We start from the raw sequence: 20,689 nt of genomic DNA on the forward strand, positions 1-20,689 counted from the left end.
GGATGCATGAGAGTTGCGGACCGTTCGTCGCCGCGCCTCGGGTCTCAGCGCCAGACGCCCGTATTCCGATGATGGTTAAGCATTCGGCAATCGCTCGCGTTCGCGCCATATCACGTTGAAATATATGATATCTTTCTCCAAGGGTCCCGTCCCGGCGACCTGACGGCAATCATCGCCGCAACCTCGAGTGGTTGCAAACATCCAGAGACGCTGGAAGCTGAGCCGAAAATTCAAATTATATTAATTCGCACCTATCTACTGTCTGCCGCGACAATTCTATTTGGGCAGCATCTCCATGTATCGTGTCCTGACATGCCTCACCACCGAACATGACCTCCGGCTGGTCCTGCTCGCGGGTCTAATTTGCCTGCTGGCCAGCCATATGGCCGTCTTGCTGGTGCAGCGAGGAAAAGCGACACAGGGCAGCGCACGCTGGATCTGGCTTGGGGTTGCTGGTGTATCCGGCGGCTTCGGCATCTGGTCGACGCATTTCATTGCCATGCTTGCCTACGACCCGGGCGTCGTGGTCGGCTACGAAGCGCAATTGAGCCTGCTGTCGCTGGCCATGGCGATCGTGGCGACCTTCGCCGCCGTGTCCTGCGCCGTATTCCTCAGCGGCACGACGGCCTATGTTAGTGGCGGTCTGCTCTTTGCCGCAGGCGTCGCTTCGATGCACTTCACCGGCATGCTGGCGATCGAGTTCCCTGGCGAGATCGACTGGAGCACCGACCTTGTCGTCGCATCGATCTTGCTCGGCGCGATCTTTGCAACCACCGCCTATTCATTTGCCCTCAATGGACGTTCCGACTGGGTCCGCAAATATGGTGCGACGCTGATGCTGACGGTTGCCGTGGTGGCGCTTCACTTCACCGCTATGGGCGGCATGACCGTGACGCCCGGCGCCGAGACACTCGACCCCTCGACGCTGCTCTCGCCTTCTTTGATGATCATAACCATCGCAACAACATCGCTCTCCCTTTTGAGCTGCGGCCTGGCGGCTGGTTATTTCGCTGTGCGCGCCGAGCGCCAGGCGGCCGCGGGCGAAGCGAATTTCAAGCGTCTCGTCCAGGGCGTGTCCGATTACGCGATCTACATGCTGGACCTCGACGGCAAGGTCAGCAACTGGAATGCCGGTGCCCAGCGCGCCAAGGGTTACACGGCGGATGAAATCGTCGGCCGCAACTTCTCCACCTTCTATTCGGCCGAGGACCGCGCCAAGGGTCTGCCTGAGCGCGCGCTGGAGAAGGCTCGCTCGGAAGGCAAATTCGAAGCCCAAGGCTGGCGTTACCGCAAGGACGGCACGTCGTTCTGGGCGCATGTCGCGATCGACCCGATCTACGACGATCGGGGCGAGCTCGTCGGCTATGCCAAGATCACTAAGGACGGGACCAAGCAAAAAGCCGACGCCGATCGCATCGCACAGGTCAGCCGCAACCTCGACATCGCGCTCGAGAACATGTCGCAGGGCATCTGCCTTTTCGACAAGGACCAGAGGCTCGTCCTCGCCAACCGACATTACAGCGAGATCTTCAATTTCCCCGAAGGCTTCGCAGCTGTCGGCCGATCCTATCGCGATATTGTCGAACAAGGCTTCCTGCTGCGCCTCAGCGATCCAGATGCCGCGCTGTCCCGCGCCCAGGAACACTACGAACGCGCGATGAAGACTGTGCGCTCTGGTGGCGGATCGACCGTCATGCAGTTCTCGGATGGGCGTTCGATTCAGTCGATCTATACCGCCACCGAGGAAGGCGGCTGGGTCGTCACCTTCGAAGACATCACCAAGCGTCTCGAATCCGAAGCGAAGATCGCCTATATGGCTCGCCACGACGGCCTGACCGGCCTGCCGAACCGCGCGGTTTTCAACGAAACACTCGGCCAGGAAATCGCGCTCGCGGAGCGTTCGGGCGCCAAGGTGGCGGTCATTGGCATCGACCTCGACAAGTTCAAGGAAATCAATGATCAGCACGGCCACGCCGCGGGCGACCAGGTCCTCATGGAACTCACCAATCTGATGAGCAACGTGCTGGGGTCGGGCGAATTCGTGGCCCGATTCGGCGGTGACGAGTTCGCAGCGATCAAGCGCTTCGATGAAATAACCGAGGTGCACGATTTCATCGCGCGGCTGGAGCGTTGCCTGATCGGCGAGGTCACGATCGATGCCTTTGAGGTCAAGACCGGCGCCAGCCTCGGCGTCGCCATCTTCCCGCAGGATGCCCGCGACGGCGAGCAACTGCTCGCCAATGCCGACCTCGCCATGTATCGCGCCAAGACTTCGCTGATCACCCGCGTCTGTTTCTATGAAGGCGCGATGGACGAGGCCGCCCGGGAACGCCGAGCCCTGGCGCAGGATCTCTGGGAAGCGATCGAGAAGAAGCAATTCCACCTGCATTACCAGGTGCAGAAGTCCGTCTCTTCGGGCAAGACGACCGGCTACGAAGTGCTGCTGCGGTGGGAGCATCCGACCCGCGGCAATGTCCCGCCGATGGATTTCATTTCGCTCGCGGAAGAATGCGGCGCGATCCTGCCGATCGGCGAATGGGTGCTGCGCGAGGCCTGCCGTGTCGCCGCGGGCTGGGATGAGCCGCACAAGATCGCCGTCAATCTCTCGCCGATCCAGCTCGGTCACCAGGACATGGCCGCGATCATCCGTCAGGTGCTGGTCGAGACCGGCCTCAACCCGCGTCGGCTGGAAATCGAGATCACCGAGAGCTCGATCATCACCGATAAGGCGCGCGCGTTGCATACGCTGCGCCAGATCAAGGCGCTGGGTGTCTCGATTGCCATCGACGACTTCGGCACCGGCTATTCGTCGCTCGAGACGCTGCGCGCCTTTCCCTTCGACAAGATCAAGCTCGACCGCAGCTTCATGAACGAGGTGGAAAGCAGCCAGCAGGCGAAGGCGATCATCCGCGCCATTCTCGCGCTCGGCCAGAGCCTCGACGTGCCGGTGCTCGCCGAAGGCGTCGAGACTGCCGACCAGCTGGAAATCCTCCAGAAGGAAGGGTGCGACGAAGCGCAGGGTTATCTGCTCGGCAAGCCTAAGCCGGTCGGCGATCTCGACCACGAAGAATCCAAGTCGGAAGCCGCTTGAGCGGGTAGCGTCGGGGCTTAGGCCGAAGTGCCCTCGGTCTTTCCAATGAGGACAGAGAAGGCCGCCGCATAGGCTGCCCGCATGGCGAGACTCTTGGTCTCGCCTTCCTCGAGCTCAGGCGCGACGCGCTTGAGCACGATTCCGCTGATCAACTTTGCCTGCTTCCTATGGATCGGCTTCGCAAGAAGCTTGGCTTCCTGATAATTCCGCTGCAGCTCGGCGCTCTGCCAGGCAGGATCCGCGATCACGGCATTGACGGCTTGCGTCGCTGCCCGGGTCGCAGCCTTGAAGGCCGCGGGCGGAATCGGAACTGACTTTGCTTCTTCTGCCGGTTTTGCAACCGCTATCGGCGCAGGCGCTGGCTTGGCGACCACGACTTCACGAACACCGTGCTTGCGGCTCGGCACCTTCGGCACAATGAATGGCTCGCGCCCGGAGACCTGCGGCTTGCGGATAGGCTCGACAGCCCGCGCGGCTGGCTGCTCTGCCTCGGCCGTCGGCACCTTGAACTTGAGCGATAGTATCGGTCGTCCCGTCTTCCCGTCCATCAGGATCCCGCCTGAACGTCATTCGACTTATGCATGCTTAGCACTCCATCACGTGACTTGCGTGACGTGTCAACAGCCAAGCTCAGTTTGTCGCACAGCGATCGCATGATTTTCTCTCGCCGCTGCTAAATGCACAAATCGCAAGCAGGTTTCAGACGGCTATGGGTCAGATGGTGCATTTCTGTGCCGACGGCGAAAAAACGGCATCAACGCGCTGAAGATGTGGTCACCCAGACGGGTTTGCGCTTCTCAGCAAACGCCGCGCGACCTTCCGCTGCCTCGGCGCTATCGCCAAGGACGCCGATCGCCTTTTCGGCATAGATCATTGCCGGTTCCCGTTCCAGCTCGCGAATGTCGAACAGGGCCTTCTTGCCGGCAGCCACAGCGTTGGGTGCGGCAAGAGTGAGCTTGCCTATGACCTCTTCGATTAGCCCATCGAGCTCCGCCGCGGGCACCGCGCGATTGACGATGTTCCACGTCACCGCCTCTTCAGCCCCGATGGTCTCGCCGAGATAAGCCAGTTCCCGGAGCCGACGCTCGGGCACCTGATGGACGAGCCGGGTGGCAATCATCAACGGAAATACACCAACCCGCACCTCCGGCAGGCCAAAGCGGGCGTGATCGGCGGCGTAGGCGAGATCGCAGGACGCCACAAGGCCGAAGCCGCCTGCCAGGGCCGAACCATTGAGGCGGGCGATGACCGGCTTACCACAGTCCTGGATCGCACGCAGCACATTGCCGATGGGGTTGGTGCCATCTTCGCTGCGGAACATACGCGACCCCTCTTTCAGGTCGGCACCGGAACAAAAGGTCCGGTTGCCCGCGCCGGTCAGCACGACGGCACGGATATCGGGATCGGACGAGCCTTCCGTTAGCGCTTCAACCAGGGCCGTCGTCATGGCGACGTTGAGGGCGTTGTGGCGATCCGGCCGGTTTAGCGTGAGCCAGAGAGCCGGCCCACGCCGTTCGATGAGCAGTTCCTCAGCCATTGCGAACTCCTGACTTGGCAAGATGGGCGTGGCCAGCGCGCGAGGCATTGGGGCGACCGAGCTTCTCGCTGATCCAGCCGCCGGTTTCCGCGAGTGATTCGAAGTCCACGCCGGTCTCAATGCCGAGGCCGTGGAGAAGATAGACCGCATCTTCGGTCGCGACATTGCCGCTGGCGCCCGGCGCATAGGGGCAGCCTCCAAGGCCGGCGACGGAGCTGTCGAACACCGCGATACCCTCCTCGAGGCTGGCAAGGATATTGGCGACGCCCTGGCCATAGGTGTCGTGGAAGTGCATGGCGATCTTCTCAAGCGGCACCGACCCTGCCACGGTCTCGATCAGCAGTCGGATCTGCCACGCCGTGCCGACGCCGATCGTGTCACCGAGCGAGATCTCGTAGCAACCCATGTCGATAAGCGCCTCAGACATCCTAGCGACGTCGTTGCCGGGCACAGCGCCGTCATAGGGGCAGCCGGCGATACAGGACACGTAGCCGCGCACGCGAAGGCCTGCGGCGAGGGCCCGTTCTGCAACCGGTGCCAGCCGCTCCAGGCTCTCGGCGCGGGAGCAGGCGATGTTCTTCTGGCTGAAGCCCTCGGAGGCGGAGACGAAAATGGCGATCTCGGCGACGTTGGCAGCAAGCGCCGACTCAAGCCCTTTCATGTTGGGCACCAGGGCCGGATAGGACGTTCGCGGCCGCTTGACTATGCGCGCGAAGACTTCCGCCGAATCCGCCATTTGCGGCACCCATTTCGGCGACACGAAGGCGCCAGCCTCGACCGCCGGAAGGCCGGCTGCCGACAGGCGATCGACCAATTCGACCTTGATATCCAGCGGCACGATGCCGGCTTCGTTCTGCAGCCCATCGCGCGGCCCGACCTCGACCAGCCTCACCCTCCTCGGGATCGTCATGCGCCTGCCTCCGGCAGGAAGGATACGAGCACTGTGCCAGCTTCGGTCATGGCGCCCTCGACGGCGTTGATGGCTTCGACAATGCCATCCGCCGGCGCGCGGATCGTGTGCTCCATCTTCATCGCCTCCATGATGACCAGGGCTCTGCCCTTCTCGACCCGCTCGCCGGCTGCGGCGAGAACGGCGCGGATGATGCCCGGCATCGGCGCCGTCAGCCCACCATGAGCATGATCATCCCCAGCTTCGGCAAACGGATCGGGCAGCGCGACGGTGAACCGGTCGCCGCCGGCGAAGAGATCCCAGCGACCGTGCAAGCCCCAGAAGCGCCCCTGCAACTTTCGTCCGTCGATCCGCGCATCGAGCAGACCATCGACCGAAAGCGTGCCCTCCGCCTGCACCGACTTGCCGTCGATGTCGAGCCTATAGCCGCGCTGTTCCATGGACACGCCGATATCCAGCGCGCGGTCGCCGATCGACAGGCACAGGTTCTCGCGCGGCGGCAAATTGAGCCGGAAGCCGCCGAGCTGTGCCCAGGGACTGTGCGGATCGGCCGATCCGGATGCCGTTTCGGCGGCAGAGGACTGGCGGGTGAGCAGGATGCCCAACACCGCCAACGCGATTGTCTCGTCGCTTGCCGCAGGGGTGGCTAGCAGCTCCGCCTCATGTCGGGCGATGAAGCCGGTATCGAGTTCGGCCGCAGCAAAGGCCGGATGGGACGCGAGCCTGAGGAGGAAGCCGCTGTTGCTGGTGACACCCGCAACCGCCGTAGCGGAAAGCGCTTCCCGCATGCGCCGCACGGCCGTCGATCGGTCCTCACCCCAGACGATCAACTTCGATATCATCGGGTCGTAGTGCACGGTGATGCGGTCGGCGGCGCGGATGCCGCTGTCGATACGCACATTGGGGCCGGCCTCAGGCATGGCGAGATGGGTGACGAGGCCAGTCGACGGCAGGAAGCCGTTGAATGCATCCTCGGCATATATGCGGGCCTCGATCGCGTGGCCCTGGATTTCGAGTTGGCTCCAGCTTTCCGGCAGATGCTCACCGCTCGCGACACGCAACTGCCATTCGACGAGATCGAGCCCGGTGATGTATTCGGTGACCGGGTGCTCGACCTGCAGCCGCGTGTTCATCTCCATGAAATAGAATTCGCCCAAAGCATCGAGCAGGAACTCGATCGTCCCGGCGCCGGAATAGCCGATGGCCTTGGCGGCAACGACAGCCGCTTCGCCCATGCGCCGACGCAGATCGGCCGAGAGGCCCGGCGCCGGCGCCTCCTCGATGACCTTCTGGTGGCGACGCTGGATCGAGCAGTCGCGCTCGAAAAGCGAATGGCAATTGCCGTGGTTGTCGGCAAAGACCTGGACTTCGACATGGCGCGGGCGGACGAGATATTTCTCGATCAGCATTCGGTCATCGCCGAAGGAGGCGAGAGATTCGCGCTTGGCGCCGGCGAGTTCGGCCAGGAAATCCTCAGGCCTTTCAACAACGCGCATGCCTTTGCCGCCACCACCCGCCGAGGCCTTGGCCAGAACCGGATAACCGATACGCGCCGCCTCAGCCGCCAGCAACTCAGGCGACTGATCCTCGCCATGGTAGCCGGGCACGAGCGGCACCCGGGCTGTCGCCATCAGAGCCTTGGCCTCGCTCTTGCCGCCCATGGCGCGGATCGCGGAGGCCGCCGGGCCGATGAAGACGAGACCGGCTCTGTGGCAGGCCTCCGCGAAATCGGCATTCTCAGACAGGAAGCCGTAGCCGGGATGCACGGCTTCGGCACCGCTTTCGAGCGCGGCGGCAATGATCTTGCCCTGGTCGAGATAGGACTGGCGCGCGGGCGCCGGGCCGATGTGGCGGGCATCGTCGGCCATGGCGACATGCTGCGCGTCGCGATCGGCGTCGGAATAGACCGCAACTGTCTCGACGCCCATTCTTCGGGCGGTGCGGATGACACGGCCGGCGATCTCGCCTCGGTTGGCAATCAGGATCTTTCGGAACATCGCCATCATCACATCCTGAATATGCCGAACTGGGTCTGCTCGATCGGCGCATTGAGTGCCGCGGAGATACCGAGCCCGAGGACCATGCGGGTATCCGCCGGGTCGATGATGCCGTCGTCCCAGAGCCGGGCGCTGGCATAATAGGGATGGCCCTCGCGCTCGTATTTGTCGCGGATCGGCGCCTTGAACGCCTCTTCCTCCTCGGCCGGCCATGTCTTGCCCGATGCTTCCAGCCCGTCACGGCGTACCTGCGCCAGAACCGACGCCGCCTGCTCGCCGCCCATGACGGAGATGCGGGCATTGGGCCACATCCAGAGGAAGCGCGGCGAATAGGCGCGGCCGCACATGCCGTAATTGCCTGCCCCGAATGAGCCGCCGATGACGACGGTGAATTTCGGCACCCTGGCGCAGGCCACCGCGGTCACCAGCTTGGCGCCGTCCTTGGCGATGCCGCCTGCCTCATACTTTCGGCCAACCATGAAGCCGGTGATGTTCTGCAGGAAGACCAGCGGAATGCCGCGCTGGGCGCAGAGCTCGATGAAATGCGCGCCCTTGAGCGCCGATTCCGAGAACAGGATGCCATTGTTTGCGACGATGCCGACGGGATAGCCGAAGATATGGGCGAAGCCGCAGACCAGCGTCGTGCCATAGAGCGCCTTGAACTCCTCGAATTCCGAGCCGTCGACGATGCGGGCGATGATGTCGCGTACGTCATATGGCTTGCGGGCGTCCGCCGGGACGATGCCGTAGAGATCGTCGACCGGATAGAGCGGTTCGGCCGGCTTGCGCATCTCCAGTTCGACGCGCTTCGGCCGGTTCAGAGTGCCGACAATGCGGCGGGCAATGGCAAGTGCGTGGCGGTCGTCGTTGGCATAGTGGTCGGTGACACCTGAGGTGCGAGAATGGACGTCGGCGCCGCCGAGATCCTCCGCTGACACGACCTCGCCGGTCGCCGCCTTCACCAGCGGTGGGCCGCCGAGGAAGATGGTGCCCTGGTTCTTGACGATCACGGACTGGTCGCTCATGGCAGGCACATAGGCGCCGCCGGCGGTGCAGCTTCCCATGACGACGGCGATCTGCGGAATGCGCTCCGCCGACATTGTGGCCTGGTTGTAGAAGATGCGGCCGAAATGATCGCGGTCGGGGAAGACCTCGTCCTGGTTCGGCAGATTGGCGCCGCCGGAATCGACGAGATAGAGGCAGGGCAGCTTGTTTTCGCGGGCGATCTCCTGGGCGCGGAGGTGCTTCTTCACCGTCAGCGGATAATAGGTGCCACCCTTCACCGTCGCGTCGTTGGCGACGATGACGCATTCTCGGCCGGCAACACGGCCGATGCCGGTGAGGATGCCGGCGGCCGGGACGGGTTCGTCATAGACCTCATGGGCGGCGAGCTGCGAGAGTTCGAGGAAGGGCGTGCCGGGATCGAGCAGGCCATCGACCCGGTCGCGGGGCAGGAGTTTGCCGCGGGATAGGTGGCGTTCGCGGGCTTTTTCTCCGCCACCCTTGGCGATCTCGGCGGTCTTGGCGCGGAGGTCGGAGACGAGGGCCCGCATGTGGGTGGCGTTGGCTTCGAAGGTGGCGTCGCGCGGGAGGGGGGTGGAGAGTTTCATTGGGTGCTCTCCGTTTCCCGAGCTTCACCCCTCACCAAGCGCACCCAAGCATTCGGCTGCGCCTCACGCGGGCTTGCTATCCTCTCCCACAAGGGGAGAGGTAGGGTGCCACGAGCACCGCCTTGTTCGAGGCATGGCAGCGCCGCGAGTTTACCTCTCCCCTTGTGGGAGAGGATACGAAGGCCGGGTGAGCGCAGCGAGCCCTTGGCCGAAGTTGGTGAGGGGTGAGAAACGCTGACCAAACTCATCATCCCCTCACCCATTCCCCTTCACCAGTTCCCGCCCGATCAGCATCCGCCTGATCTCGCTCGTCCCGGCGCCAATCTCATAAAGTTTGGCATCCCGCAGCAACCTCCCGGCCGAACTGTCATTGACATAGCCCGATCCTCCCAACAGCTGGATCGCATCCAGCGCCGCCTGCGTCCCTCGCTCGGCAGCAAACAGGATCACACCCGCCGCATCCTGCCGCGTCACGCGTCCCTCGTCCGCGGCCTTGGCCACGGCATAGACATAGGCCCGCGAGGCATTCATCGACGTGTACATGTCCGCGATCTTGCCCTGGACGAGCTGGAACTCGCCGATCGGTTTGCCGAACTGCTGGCGCTCCCTGACATAGGGCAGGATCAGATCCATCGCCGCCTGCATGATCCCGACCGGGCCGCCCGCCAGCACCGCGCGTTCGTAATCGAGCCCGCTCATCAGCACGTTGACGCCGCCATTCAACTTGCCGAGGATGTTCTCCTCCGGCACTTCGCAATCCTGGAAGACGAGCTCCGACGTGGGCGAGCCGCGCATGCCAAGCTTGTCGAGCTTTTGCGCCGGGCGGAATCCCTTGAAGCTCTTTTCGATAATGAAGGCGGTGATGCCGCGCGGGCCGGCGGCCATGTCGGTCTTGGCGTAGACGACCAGCGTATCGGCCTCGTGGCCGTTGGTGATCCACATCTTGGCGCCATTGAGCACATAGCGGTCGCCGCGCTTGTCGGCCTTCAGCTTCATCGAGACCACGTCGGAGCCCGAGCCGACCTCGCTCATCGCCAGCGAGCCAACATGGCCTCCGGAGATCAGGTCAGGCAGGTAGCGCTTCTTCTGCTCCGGGGTGCCCCAGCGGTGGATCTGGTTGATGCAAAGGTTGGAATGGGCACCATAGGAAAGGCCGATCGAGGCGGAAGCACGGCTGATCTCCTCCATCGCCACGCAATGGGCGAGATAGCCCATCCCGGCGCCGCCGAATTCTTCCTTCACGGTGATGCCGTGCAGGCCGAGCGCGCCCATTTCCGGCCAGAGATGGCGGGGGAAGCGATCCTCGCGGTCGATCTCCATGGCGAGCGGCGCGATGCGGTCCTCCGCGAAACGGCGCACGGTCTCGCGCAACGCTGCGATATCGTCGCCGATGCTTGCATCGAACAGTGCGGCAAGATCCATCTTCATTCCTCCCACGGACCTAATTCTGGCTCGCCGGGTCGATCCTACTCCCACCCGGCGGTTCCGGCAAAGCGCCGGGTCGTTGATCGCCCTTGTCAGGCCTTTCCGCCCTCGCCCACCGAAACCGAGCGGCGGATGAAGGTCTTGATGGCGAAATTGGACTGGATGCGGGCGACACCCGGCACCGTCGTCAGGAAATCGAGCAGTTCCTGATAATGCGGCAGGTCGCGCACCATGGCATGCAGCAAATAGTCCGAACTGCCCGACGTCTGGTAACCGCCGACCACCGCCGGCACCGAGGAGACGTGATCCTCGAAGGTGGCCAGCACGTCCTTGGTCTGGCGCTCGAGCGTCACCGAGATGAAGACGCCGATCGTGCCGAGCAGCTTGCTCTCGTCCAGTACCGCCGCATAGCCGCGGATCGTGCCGCTCTCTTCGAGCAGCCGGACGCGACGAAGCGTGGGCGAAAAGGAAAGGCCGATTTTTGTCGCGAGATCGCGCCAGGAGATGCGCCCATCCTCGGCGAGAACAGACAATATTTTGCGGTCAAAGGAATCCAGTTCACGCATCTGGATCAATTGATCGACTTATTGCGCCAATATTGGATCATTTGATTTAGCATAACGCCTCCTCCGCGTTCGAATTCGCACTGAAATAAACATCGAAGAGTGCTATTGTCAAATCAGAGGGAATGAGGAGGCAGAATGCAGATCGCAGGCAAGGCATTCATCGTGACGGGCGGCGGCTCAGGCCTTGGCGCCGCGGTCGCGGAACGGCTGGCTGGTGCCGGCGCCTCCATTCTCATCGCCGATATAAATACCCAGGGAGGGGAAGCGGTTGCCGCGCGCCTCGGTTCGAATGCGGGCTTCATCCGCACGGATGTGACCGACGAGGCCGACGGTCGCGCGGCAATCGACAACGCGGTGGCCCGCTTTGGCGCACTCCACGGACTCGTCAATTGCGCCGGCATCGCGCCAGGCGAAAAGGTGCTGGGCCGCGACGGGCCGCATCGGCTCGAAAGCTTTACCCGCGCCATCGCGATCAATCTCACCGGCACGTTCAACATGACCCGCCTCGCTGCGGAAGCGATGTCGCGCGGCGAACCCGATGCCGAGGGCAATCGCGGCGTGATCGTCAACACCGCCTCGATTGCGGCCTTCGACGGCCAGATCGGCCAGATCGGCCAGGCCGCCTATGCTGCCTCCAAGGGCGGCGTCGCGGCAATGACGCTGCCGATCGCCCGCGAACTGGCGCGGCACGGCATCCGCGTCGCGGCGATTGCGCCCGGCATTTTCGGCACACCGATGATGGCGGGCATGCCGCCGGAGGTGCAGGACTCGCTCGGCAAGAGCGTGCCCTATCCCAGCCGGCTCGGCCGGCCGGAGGAATTTGCCGCCCTTGTCCAGCACATCATCGAGAACGATTATCTCAATGGCGAAGTTATCCGTCTGGACGGCGCGCTTCGCATGGCGCCGCGGTGAGGAGATACCATGACCCTTCATGACCCGATCGTGATCGCCGGTTTTGCCCGCACGCCGATGGGCGGTTTCCAGGGCGATTTGAAATCGGCCACAGCGCCGGAGCTCGGCTCGACGGCTATTTCCGCAGCACTCACCCGGGCCTGCGTGGCCCCTGAGGATATCGACGAAGTGCTGATGGGCTGTGTCCTTCCGGCCGGCCAGGGCCAGGCGCCGGCGCGGCAGGCCTCGATCGGGGCTGGGCTGCCGCATGCCACGGGCGCGACGACCATCAACAAGATGTGCGGCTCGGGCATGAAGGCGGCCATGCTGGCGCATGACCTCATTGCGGCCGGCAGCGCCTCGATCGCTGTGGCAGGCGGCATGGAAAGCATGACCAATGCACCCTATCTGCTCGACCGGGCGCGCGGCGGCTACCGGCTCGGCCATGGCAAGATCATCGACCACATGTTCCTCGATGGGCTGGAGGACGCCTATGACAAGGGCCGGCTGATGGGCAGCTTTGCGGAGGATTGCGCCGAGGCCTACCAGTTCACGCGGGCCGCGCAGGACGATTATGCCATTGCCTCGCTGACGCGGGCGCAGAGGGCGATTGCCGACGGATCGTTTGCCGAGGAAGTCACGCCCGTCACGGTGAAGAACGGTCGCGATACGCTGAGCATCGAGCGCGACGAGCAGCCCGGGAAAGCCAAACTCGACAAGATCCCGACTCTGAAGCCTGCTTTCCGCGACGGCGGCACCGTGACGGCAGCCAATGCCAGTTCGATCTCCGATGGCGCGGCGGCGCTTGTGCTGATGCGGCGCTCGGAAGCGAAGAAGCGTGGGCTGACGCCACTGGCCGCGATATCAGGCCATGCCACGCATGCGCAGGCGCCCAACCTCTTCGCGACTGCGCCGATCGGCGCGCTCAACAAACTCAGTGAAAAGACCGGCTGGGCGCTCGGCGATGTTGATCTCTTCGAGATCAACGAGGCCTTTGCCGTCGTGCCGATGGCCGCGATGCGCGATCTCGGCCTGCCGCATGACAAGGTCAATATCCATGGCGGCGCCTGCGCGCTCGGTCACCCGATCGGCGCTTCCGGTGCTCGCATTATCGTGACCCTGCTCGCGGCACTCAGGCACTATGATCTCAAGCGCGGCATGGCCGCGGTCTGCATCGGCGGCGGCGAGGCCACGGCCATCGCCATCGAGCGATTTTGACGTTTTCGGGAGGAATGAGATGACAGATCAACCCCGGCTTAGCCTGCATGTGCCGGAACCCGCGGTGCGGCCGGGCGGCCAGCCGGATTTCTCCAATGTGAAAATCCCCAAGGCCGGCTCGGTGCCGCGACCAGAGGTCGATGTCCCGGCCGAGGACATGCGCGACCTCGCCTACTCGATCATCCGCGTGCTCAACCAGCAGGGCGAGGCTGTCGGCCCTTGGGCGGGCTCGCTGACGGACGAGGAGTTGCTCGCCGGTCTGCGTGACATGATGCGGCTCCGCGCCTTCGACGCCCGCATGGTGATGGCCCAGCGTCAGGGCAAGACCTCGTTCTACATGCAGCATCTCGGCGAGGAGGCGGTGAGTTGCGCCTTCCGCAGGGCGCTGGTCAAGGGCGACATGAACTTCCCGACCTATCGCCAGGCCGGTCTGCTGATCGCGGGTGGCTTCCCGATGGTCGAGATGATGAACCAGATCTATTCCAACGAGCTCGACCCGCTGAAGGGCCGGCAGCTGCCGGTGCTCTATTCGTCGAAAGAATACGGCTTCTTCACCATCTCGGGCAACCTCGCCACGCAATATGTTCAGGCGGTCGGCTGGGCCATGGCCTCGGCCATCAAGAACGATACCAAGATCGCTGCCGCCTGGATCGGCGACGGTTCGACGGCGGAATCGGATTTCCATTCCGCGCTGGTCTTCGCCTCGACCTACAAGGCGCCGGTCATTCTCAACATCGTCAACAACCAGTGGGCCATCTCGACCTTCCAGGGCATCGCCCGCGGCGGCTCCGGCACGTTCGCGGCACGCGGACTGGGCTTCGGCATCCCGGCGCTGCGCGTCGACGGAAATGATTATCCCGCCGTGCACGCGGTCGCGAAATGGGCGGCCGAGCGGGCGCGACGGAACCTCGGGCCGAGCCTGATCGAGTACGTGACCTATCGTGCCGGCGCGCATTCGACGTCCGACGATCCGAGCGCCTACCGACCGAAGACCGAGTCCGAGGCCTGGCCGCTCGGCGATCCCATCCTCCGGCTCAAGAACCATCTCATTGTCCGCGGCGTCTGGTCCGACGAGCGCCACAAGCAGGCCGAGGCCGAGATCATCGACGAAGTGATCCAGGCGCAGAAGGAGGCCGAGAGCCACGGCACGCTGCATGCTGGCGGCGGCCCCTCGGTGCGCGACATCTTCGAGGGCGTCTATGCCGAAATGCCGCCGCATATCCGCCGCCAGCGTCAGAAAGCGGGGTACTGACATGCCGAGAATGACGATGATCGAGGCTGTCCGCAGCGCCATGGACGTCTCCATGGGGCGCGACGATGACGTGGTCGTGTTCGGCGAGGATGTCGGCTATTTCGGCGGCGTGTTCCGGGCGACGCAGGGCCTGCAGGCGAAATATGGCAAGACGCGCTGCTTCGATGCGCCGATCAGCGAATCCGGCATTGTCGGCACGGCGATCGGCATGGCGGCCTATGGGCTGAAGCCTTGTGTCGAGATCCAGTTCGCCGACTACATGTATCCGGCCTATGACCAGATCACCCAAGAGGCGGCACGTATCCGCTACCGCTCCAACGGTGATTTCACCTGCCCGATTGTGCTGCGCATGCCCACGGGCGGCGGCATTTTCGGCGGCCAGACGCATAGCCAGAGCCCGGAGGCGCTGTTCACCCATGTCTGCGGGCTGAAGGTCATCGTGCCCTCCAATCCCTATGACGCCAAGGGCCTCTTGATTTCGTCGATCGAGGACCCCGATCCGGTGATGTTCCTCGAGCCGAAGCGACTCTATAACGGCCCCTTCGACGGCCATCACGACCGGCCTGTCACGCCCTGGTCGACGCACGAGCTTGGCGAGGTGCCCGAGGGCCATTACACGATCCCGATCGGCAAGGCGGAGATCCGCCGGCCGGGCGAAGCGGTGACGGTCATAGCCTATGGCACGATGGTGCATGTGGCGCTCGCCGCGGCCGAGGAGACAGGCGTCGATGCCGAGGTGATCGATCTCCGCAGCCTGCTGCCGCTCGATTTTGACACGATCGTGCAGTCGGTCAGCAAGACCGGCCGCTGCGTCGTCGTGCATGAGGCAACCCTGACCTCGGGCTTTGGCGGCGAGATCGCCTCGCTGGTGCAGGAGCACTGCTTCTACCATCTCGAAGCGCCTGTTATCCGCGTCGCGGGCTGGGACACGCCTTACCCGCATGCGCAGGAATGGGATTACTTCCCGGGCCCGGCGCGGGTCGGCCGCGCGCTTCTAGAAGTGATGGAGGGCTGATCATGGGCGAATATGTGATCCGGATGCCCGATGTCGGTGAAGGCGTAGCCGAGGCCGAGCTCGTCGAATGGCATGTGAAGCCGGGTGACGCCGTGCGCGAGGACATGGTTCTCGCCGCCGTGATGACAGACAAGGCGACGGTCGAGATCCCCTCCCCGGTTTCCGGGACGGTGACGTGGATAGCGGGCGAGATCGGCGACATCATCGCGGTCAAGGCGCCGCTGGTGAAGCTCGATGTCGATGGCGCAGTAGCCGGGCCGTCGGCCGAGCCGGAGACGGCTCCGGCCAAGGCTGATCCTGTGGCATCGCACGAGGCAGTGGCCGAAGAGCGCATGCTGGTCGCCAAACCGGCAGAGATGGCGACACCGACGATTGTGCAGCCCGCTACGGGCATCGCCGTCCGCAGCGCGAGCGGCGAAGCGAAGCCGCTGGCCTCACCCGCCGTGCGTCGCCGGGCGCAGGATGCAGGCATCGACCTCAGGCAGGTCCACGGCACGGGCCCCGTCGGGCGGATCTCGCATGAGGATCTCGACGCCTATGCCACGGGCGGTGTGCAGGCGCCGGCGCCGGCAGCACTTGCCCGCAAGACCGCGACCGAGGAAATCAAGGTCACCGGCCTGCGCCGCCGCATTGCCGAGAAGATGACGCTCGCGGCCTCGCGCATTCCCCACATCACCTATGTGGAGGAGATCGACGTCACCGATCTCGAGGACCTGCGCGAGACGATGAACAAGGGCCGCAAGCCGGACCAGCCGAAGCTGACCATCCTGCCCTTCCTTGTCCGGGCGATGGTGAAGGCGATCGGCGAGCAGCCCGGCGTCAACGCCACCTTCGACGACGAGGCCGGCATCATCACCCGGTCGAGCGCGGTGCATATCGGCATCGCGACGCAGACACCGTCGGGGCTGATGGTGCCGGTCATCCGCCACGCCGAGGCGCGGACGGTGTGGGACTGCGCGAACGAGGTGGGGCGACTCGCAGAGGCTGCCCGAACCGGCACGGCCCAACGTGAGGAACTCTCTGGCTCGACCATCACCATCACCTCGCTCGGCGCAATGGGCGGGATTGTGACGACGCCGATCATCAATCACCCCGAAGTCGCGATCGTTGGCGTCAACAAGATCATGGTTCGTCCGGTTTGGGACGGCAGCCAGTTCGTGCCCCGCAAGATCATGAACCTCTCCTCAAGCTTCGACCACCGCGTGATCGACGGCTGGGATGCCGCGACTTTCGTCCAGCGCATCCGGGCGCTGCTCGAGACGCCGGCCCTGATTTTCATCGAAAGCTGATGCCATGAAAGAGATCACAGCCAAGCTTCTTGTCATCGGCGCTGGTCCGGGCGGCTATGTCTGCGCCATCCGCGCTGGCCAGCTCGGCATCGACACCGTCATTGTCGATGCCGGCAAGCCGGGCGGCACCTGCCTCACCGTCGGCTGCATCCCTTCCAAGGCGCTGATCCATGCGGCCGAGGAATTCCACATGGCGCGGCGCATGGCCGAGGGCGGCCACAAGCTCGGCATCTCCGTCGCCTCGCCTGCCATCGATCTCGGCAAGACGATCGACTGGAAGGACGGCATTGTCGGCCGATTGACCAGTGGCGTGACCGGCCTCTTGCAGAAGGCCCGCGTCAAGATCGTCCACGGCCGCGCCCGCTTCCGCGACGGCAAAACGGTGGAAGTGACGACCGAGACCGGCGACCAGTTGATCCGAGCCGAGAACATCGTCATCGCCACAGGCTCCGAGCCGGTGGTCTTGCCGCACCTGCCTTTCGGCGGCAATGTGATCTCCTCGACCGAGGCGCTCACATTGCGCCGCGTGCCGGAACGGCTCGCCGTCGTCGGCGGCGGCTATATCGGACTGGAACTCGGCATCGCCTTCGCCAAGCTCGGATCGCAGGTCACGGTGGTCGAGGCGACGCCGCGGCTGCTGCCACAATATGATCTCGAGCTCGTCCGCCCCGTCATGCGGCGTTTGAAAGACCTCGGCATCCACGTATTGACCGAGACCAGCGCCAAGATGCTTGCCGAAGGCGGCCAGGGCCTCGTCGTCGAAACATCAGGCCAGGCCGAGACCATCCCCGCCGACAAGATCCTCGTCACCGTCGGCCGCAAGCCACGCATGCAAGGCTGGGGCTACGAGGAGCTCGAACTCGACCTTTCAGGCAAATTCCTGCGCATCGACGACCGTTGCCGCACATCGATGCGCGGCATCTATGCGATCGGCGACGTGACTGGCGAGCCGATGCTGGCGCATCGCGCCATGGCGCAGGGGGAGATGGTGGCTGAGATCATCGCCGGCCATAAACGGACCTGGGACAAGCGTGCCATACCCGCCGTCTGCTTCACCGATCCGGAGATCGTCAGCGTCGGCCTCTCACCGGACGAAGCGCGGAGACAGGGCGTCGAGATCAAGACAGGGCTCTTCCCATTCAGCGCCAATGGACGGGCGATGACGACCGGTTCCGAGGACGGCTTCGTCCGCGCCGTGGCGCGGGCCGACAATCATGTCGTGCTGGGACTACAGGCGGTGGGCCAGGGCGTGTCGGAACTGTCGAGCGCCTTCTCGCTCGCCATCGAAATGGGAGCGCGGCTGGAGGACATTGCCGGCACGATCCATGCTCACCCGACTCGCAGCGAAGGTCTGCAGGAAGCGGCGCTCAAGGCGCTCGGTCATGCGCTCCACATCTGAATGTTTCACAGGGGCGTGAAACCGCGGAACTTCTCGATCCGTCAAGTGTTGAATAGTCAATCCATCACGGAAAGGAAGACGCATGAAAATCATGTCTCTCGCAATGGCCGCAGGTCTAAGCGCGATCTTCGCCGTCTCGTCGGTCATCCCGGCTCAAGCGCTGCAGATCGCGCCGCCGCAGATCGAAAAGCAGGCGTCCACGAACATCGTGCAGGCCAGGGTCAAATGGCGCAAGGGTCATCGCTGGCACCGTGCGCGTCACTGGCATGGCGGCCGCTACCATCACCGCCGTCACTGGCATCGTGGCTACTGGCGCGCGGGTATCTGGATCGGCCCGGCCGTCGTCCTCAAGGTCGGACCGGGCTACCGTAGCCGCCATGTCCGCTGGTGCCGCAATCACTATGCGAGCTATCGCAAGTGGGACAACAGCTGGAAGACAAATGGCGGTCAGCGCCGGGTGTGCGTATCGCCTTTTAGAAGGTGAGATGAGAGCAGCCTGAAGAACGAATCGAGCCGTCCGCAGTGATTGTGGGCGGCTTATTTGCGTTTAGGACGGTTTGGAGAAAACTGGTGCTGCGAGAGAGGATTGAACTCTCGACCTCACCCTTACCAAGGGTGTGCTCTACCACTGAGCTACCGCAGCATCTGGACGGCGAAGCGTTTGGGCTCAAGCCGTCGAAGCGGGCTGGCTATTGCCATAGGTTTGGGGTGAGCGCAACCCCAATCGGGACAATGAGGAAAGTTTTTAGGGGACACCTTCCGAAGGTGTTGCTTTTGCCGTATCAAGCCCGAATGGACGACGAGAGACAGGAAATCGACCGCGACACGGCCTCTCCGGAGGCGGATGTCGACGCGCAGAAGCGATTGCGCAAGGAACAGGCTGCGCGCAAGGCGGCCGAACGCGACCTTCGGCTCAAGGCGCAGCTGAGGGCCAATCTGCAGCGGCGCAAGGTGCAGAGCCGAGCTCGCCGCGAGGGTGCCGAGGACGATCGTCCGGGCGATCTCGCGGCTACACCCTCCGACCGTTGAAACTGCCGTAATTTTCCCCCAATTGGCGGCTTAACCGCATTCGTCGGCTTTCCTTGAACCGCGTGACTTAATCGTTTAAGTGAGCAGAACTTTTTTCGGCGCCGCTCCCGGGGCGCCCTTGGGGACAAATTTATGGATCGAATCAGGATTGTGGGCGGCCAGCCGCTCGTCGGCACTATTCCCATTTCCGGCGCCAAGAATGCGGCCCTGCCGCTGATGATCGCCTCCCTTCTGACCTCCGACACGCTGACGCTGGAAAATGTGCCGCATCTTGCCGATGTCGAGCAGTTGGTCCGCATCCTCGGCAATCACGGTGTCGATGTGGCGGTCAATGGCCGTCGCGAGAATCAGGATGGCTCCTATGCCCGCACGATCCACTTCACCTGCCGCACGATCGCCGATCTGACCGCGCCCTATGAGCTGGTCTCCAAGATGCGCGCAAGCTTCTGGGTGATCGGCCCGCTTCTCGCCCGCGAAGGCCAGGCGCGGGTATCGCTGCCGGGCGGCTGTGCGATCGGGACACGCCCGGTCGATCTCTTCCTGGAAAGCCTGAAGGCGCTCGGCGCCGAGATGGAAATCGACGCCGGCTATGTGAACGCCCGGGCACCCAAGGGCGGACTGGTTGGCGCGCGCTACACCTTCCCCAAGGTTTCCGTCGGTGCGACTCATGTGATGATGATGGCCGCGAGCCTCGCCAACGGCACGACCGTGATCGGCAATGCCGCGCGCGAGCCCGAGATCGTCGATCTCGCCAAGTGCCTCAACGCCATGGGCGCCAAGATCACCGGCGCCGGCAGTTCCACGATCACCGTGGAGGGCGTGACGTCGCTTGCCGGCGCACGGCACCGCGTCATGCCCGACCGCATCGAGACCGGCACTTATGCCATGGCGGTCGCCATGGCCGGCGGCGACGTGGAGATCACCGAGACCGATCCGGCGTTTTTGGAAACCGCGCTCGAGGCAATCCGTCGCGCTGGCGCCGAGGTCACAGCGACGGAGCGCGGTATCCGCGTACGCCGCAATGGCGGCGGCATCAGCCCGGTGGACGTGGTCACCGATCCCTATCCGGGCTTTCCGACCGACATGCAGGCGCAGTTTATGGGCCTGATGACGCGCTCGACCGGTGTCTCCCATATCACCGAAACCATCTTCGAGAACCGCTTCATGCATGTGCAGGAGCTCGCCCGACTCGGCGCCAAGATCTCGCTGCACGGCCAGACGGCAACGATCGAAGGCGTGTCGCGCCTCAAGGGCGCGCCGGTCATGGCGACGGACCTTCGTGCTTCGGTTTCGCTCGTCATCGCCGGGCTCGCCGCCGAGGGCGAAACCGTGGTGTCGCGCGTCTATCACCTCGACCGTGGCTTCGAGCGGCTCGAGGAAAAGCTCACCCGCTGCGGCGCGATCGTCGAACGCGTCAGCGAGTGATGTTGCGAAAAGCGGTGTCAGGTCCTATCTGACAG

Annotated in this window: 17 protein-coding genes and 1 tRNA gene; 10 read left to right on the forward strand and 8 right to left on the reverse strand. The window is 64.0% G+C overall.

What is annotated here, in order from left to right; all coding sequences use genetic code 11:
- The first annotated feature begins 295 nt into the window (after positions 1-295).
- The gene (locus AC2YI2_RS01110; RefSeq protein WP_487384571.1) at positions 296-3,091 is read left to right on the forward strand and encodes a bifunctional diguanylate cyclase/phosphodiesterase; all 2,796 of its coding nucleotides are present in this window, start codon (positions 296-298) and stop codon (positions 3,089-3,091) included.
- 17 nt (positions 3,092-3,108) lie between these two features.
- Here the strand turns inward: AC2YI2_RS01110 and AC2YI2_RS01115 are convergent, their stop codons facing one another.
- The 7 genes from AC2YI2_RS01115 to AC2YI2_RS01145 all read right to left on the reverse strand — a co-directional run bounded on the left by AC2YI2_RS01115 (position 3,109) and on the right by AC2YI2_RS01145 (position 11,136).
- The gene (locus AC2YI2_RS01115) at positions 3,109-3,639 is read right to left on the reverse strand and encodes a hypothetical protein (protein ID WP_487384572.1); all 531 of its coding nucleotides are present in this window, start codon (positions 3,637-3,639) and stop codon (positions 3,109-3,111) included.
- Positions 3,640-3,845: 206 nt separating this feature from the next.
- On the reverse strand, positions 3,846-4,628 hold the full coding sequence (locus AC2YI2_RS01120; protein ID WP_487384573.1) for an enoyl-CoA hydratase-related protein: 783 nt from the start codon (positions 4,626-4,628) through the stop codon (positions 3,846-3,848).
- Positions 4,621-5,538 carry a hydroxymethylglutaryl-CoA lyase gene (locus AC2YI2_RS01125; protein ID WP_487384574.1) on the reverse strand — a complete coding sequence of 306 codons (918 nt, stop codon included), beginning with the start codon at positions 5,536-5,538 and terminating at the stop codon, positions 4,621-4,623. Before AC2YI2_RS01125 ends, AC2YI2_RS01120 begins: the two co-directional genes overlap by 8 nt.
- On the reverse strand, positions 5,535-7,535 hold the full coding sequence (locus tag AC2YI2_RS01130) for an acetyl/propionyl/methylcrotonyl-CoA carboxylase subunit alpha (RefSeq protein WP_487385272.1): 2,001 nt from the start codon (positions 7,533-7,535) through the stop codon (positions 5,535-5,537). Before AC2YI2_RS01130 ends, AC2YI2_RS01125 begins: the two co-directional genes overlap by 4 nt.
- A gap of 8 nt (positions 7,536-7,543) precedes the next feature.
- Positions 7,544-9,145, reverse strand: a complete 1,602-nt coding sequence (locus tag AC2YI2_RS01135; RefSeq protein ID WP_487384575.1) for a carboxyl transferase domain-containing protein — start codon at positions 9,143-9,145, stop codon at positions 7,544-7,546.
- Positions 9,146-9,400: 255 nt separating this feature from the next.
- Complete coding sequence (locus AC2YI2_RS01140; protein WP_487384576.1) at positions 9,401-10,573, reverse strand: isovaleryl-CoA dehydrogenase; 1,173 nt, start codon at positions 10,571-10,573, stop codon at positions 9,401-9,403.
- An 89-nt stretch (positions 10,574-10,662) separates the two neighbouring features.
- Entirely contained in the window at positions 10,663-11,136 is a 474-nt protein-coding gene (locus AC2YI2_RS01145) for an Lrp/AsnC family transcriptional regulator (protein WP_487384577.1), read from the reverse strand.
- A 135-nt stretch (positions 11,137-11,271) separates the two neighbouring features.
- On the opposite strand from AC2YI2_RS01145, the gene AC2YI2_RS01150 reads away from it, so the two are divergent.
- The 7 genes from AC2YI2_RS01150 to AC2YI2_RS01180 all read left to right on the forward strand — a co-directional run bounded on the left by AC2YI2_RS01150 (position 11,272) and on the right by AC2YI2_RS01180 (position 18,684).
- Positions 11,272-12,048: a 3-hydroxyacyl-CoA dehydrogenase gene (locus AC2YI2_RS01150; RefSeq protein ID WP_487384578.1), complete on the forward strand. Its 777-nt coding sequence runs from the start codon at positions 11,272-11,274 to the stop codon at positions 12,046-12,048.
- 9 nt (positions 12,049-12,057) lie between these two features.
- Positions 12,058-13,245: an acetyl-CoA C-acyltransferase gene (locus AC2YI2_RS01155; protein ID WP_487384579.1), complete on the forward strand. Its 1,188-nt coding sequence runs from the start codon at positions 12,058-12,060 to the stop codon at positions 13,243-13,245.
- 19 nt (positions 13,246-13,264) lie between these two features.
- Entirely contained in the window at positions 13,265-14,497 is a 1,233-nt protein-coding gene (locus AC2YI2_RS01160) for a thiamine pyrophosphate-dependent enzyme (protein ID WP_487384580.1), read from the forward strand.
- 1 nt (position 14,498) lies between these two features.
- A complete protein-coding gene (locus tag AC2YI2_RS01165; RefSeq protein ID WP_487384581.1) occupies positions 14,499-15,512 on the forward strand; it encodes an alpha-ketoacid dehydrogenase subunit beta in 1,014 nt (337 codons plus the stop codon).
- Between the two features lie 2 nt (positions 15,513-15,514).
- Positions 15,515-16,801 (forward strand): dihydrolipoamide acetyltransferase family protein, encoded by a 1,287-nt coding sequence (locus AC2YI2_RS01170; protein ID WP_487384582.1) that lies wholly within the window; start codon positions 15,515-15,517, stop codon positions 16,799-16,801.
- Positions 16,802-16,805: 4 nt separating this feature from the next.
- Positions 16,806-18,200 (forward strand): dihydrolipoyl dehydrogenase, encoded by a 1,395-nt coding sequence (gene lpdA, locus AC2YI2_RS01175; protein WP_487384583.1) that lies wholly within the window; start codon positions 16,806-16,808, stop codon positions 18,198-18,200.
- An 82-nt stretch (positions 18,201-18,282) separates the two neighbouring features.
- Positions 18,283-18,684, forward strand: a complete 402-nt coding sequence (locus AC2YI2_RS01180) for a BA14K family protein (RefSeq protein WP_487384584.1) — start codon at positions 18,283-18,285, stop codon at positions 18,682-18,684.
- Positions 18,685-18,768: 84 nt separating this feature from the next.
- Here the strand turns inward: AC2YI2_RS01180 and AC2YI2_RS01185 are convergent.
- Positions 18,769-18,843: transfer RNA gene (locus AC2YI2_RS01185), tRNA-Thr, on the reverse strand.
- Positions 18,844-18,992: 149 nt separating this feature from the next.
- Here AC2YI2_RS01185 and AC2YI2_RS01190 point away from each other — a divergent pair.
- The gene (locus AC2YI2_RS01190) at positions 18,993-19,229 is read left to right on the forward strand and encodes a hypothetical protein (RefSeq protein WP_487384585.1); all 237 of its coding nucleotides are present in this window, start codon (positions 18,993-18,995) and stop codon (positions 19,227-19,229) included.
- 132 nt (positions 19,230-19,361) lie between these two features.
- Entirely contained in the window at positions 19,362-20,654 is a 1,293-nt protein-coding gene (murA, locus tag AC2YI2_RS01195; protein ID WP_487384586.1) for a UDP-N-acetylglucosamine 1-carboxyvinyltransferase, read from the forward strand.
- Positions 20,655-20,689: the final 35 nt, after the last annotated feature.

This window comes from Rhizobium sp. SRI_017 (genome assembly GCF_057586295.1).

Coding starts and splice junctions, on each gene's coding strand:
- AC2YI2_RS01110 (WP_487384571.1), top strand. CDS start 296: ATGTATCGTGTCCTGACATGCCTCACCACCGAACATGACCTCCGGCTG.
- AC2YI2_RS01115 (WP_487384572.1), bottom strand. CDS start 3,639: ATGGACGGGAAGACGGGACGACCGATACTATCGCTCAAGTTCAAGGTG.
- AC2YI2_RS01120 (WP_487384573.1), bottom strand. CDS start 4,628: ATGGCTGAGGAACTGCTCATCGAACGGCGTGGGCCGGCTCTCTGGCTC.
- AC2YI2_RS01125 (WP_487384574.1), bottom strand. CDS start 5,538: ATGACGATCCCGAGGAGGGTGAGGCTGGTCGAGGTCGGGCCGCGCGAT.
- AC2YI2_RS01130 (WP_487385272.1), bottom strand. CDS start 7,535: ATGTTCCGAAAGATCCTGATTGCCAACCGAGGCGAGATCGCCGGCCGT.
- AC2YI2_RS01135 (WP_487384575.1), bottom strand. CDS start 9,145: ATGAAACTCTCCACCCCCCTCCCGCGCGACGCCACCTTCGAAGCCAAC.
- AC2YI2_RS01140 (WP_487384576.1), bottom strand. CDS start 10,573: ATGAAGATGGATCTTGCCGCACTGTTCGATGCAAGCATCGGCGACGAT.
- AC2YI2_RS01145 (WP_487384577.1), bottom strand. CDS start 11,136: ATGCGTGAACTGGATTCCTTTGACCGCAAAATATTGTCTGTTCTCGCC.
- AC2YI2_RS01150 (WP_487384578.1), top strand. CDS start 11,272: ATGCAGATCGCAGGCAAGGCATTCATCGTGACGGGCGGCGGCTCAGGC.
- AC2YI2_RS01155 (WP_487384579.1), top strand. CDS start 12,058: ATGACCCTTCATGACCCGATCGTGATCGCCGGTTTTGCCCGCACGCCG.
- AC2YI2_RS01160 (WP_487384580.1), top strand. CDS start 13,265: ATGACAGATCAACCCCGGCTTAGCCTGCATGTGCCGGAACCCGCGGTG.
- AC2YI2_RS01165 (WP_487384581.1), top strand. CDS start 14,499: ATGCCGAGAATGACGATGATCGAGGCTGTCCGCAGCGCCATGGACGTC.
- AC2YI2_RS01170 (WP_487384582.1), top strand. CDS start 15,515: ATGGGCGAATATGTGATCCGGATGCCCGATGTCGGTGAAGGCGTAGCC.
- lpdA (WP_487384583.1), top strand. CDS start 16,806: ATGAAAGAGATCACAGCCAAGCTTCTTGTCATCGGCGCTGGTCCGGGC.
- AC2YI2_RS01180 (WP_487384584.1), top strand. CDS start 18,283: ATGAAAATCATGTCTCTCGCAATGGCCGCAGGTCTAAGCGCGATCTTC.
- AC2YI2_RS01190 (WP_487384585.1), top strand. CDS start 18,993: ATGGACGACGAGAGACAGGAAATCGACCGCGACACGGCCTCTCCGGAG.
- murA (WP_487384586.1), top strand. CDS start 19,362: ATGGATCGAATCAGGATTGTGGGCGGCCAGCCGCTCGTCGGCACTATT.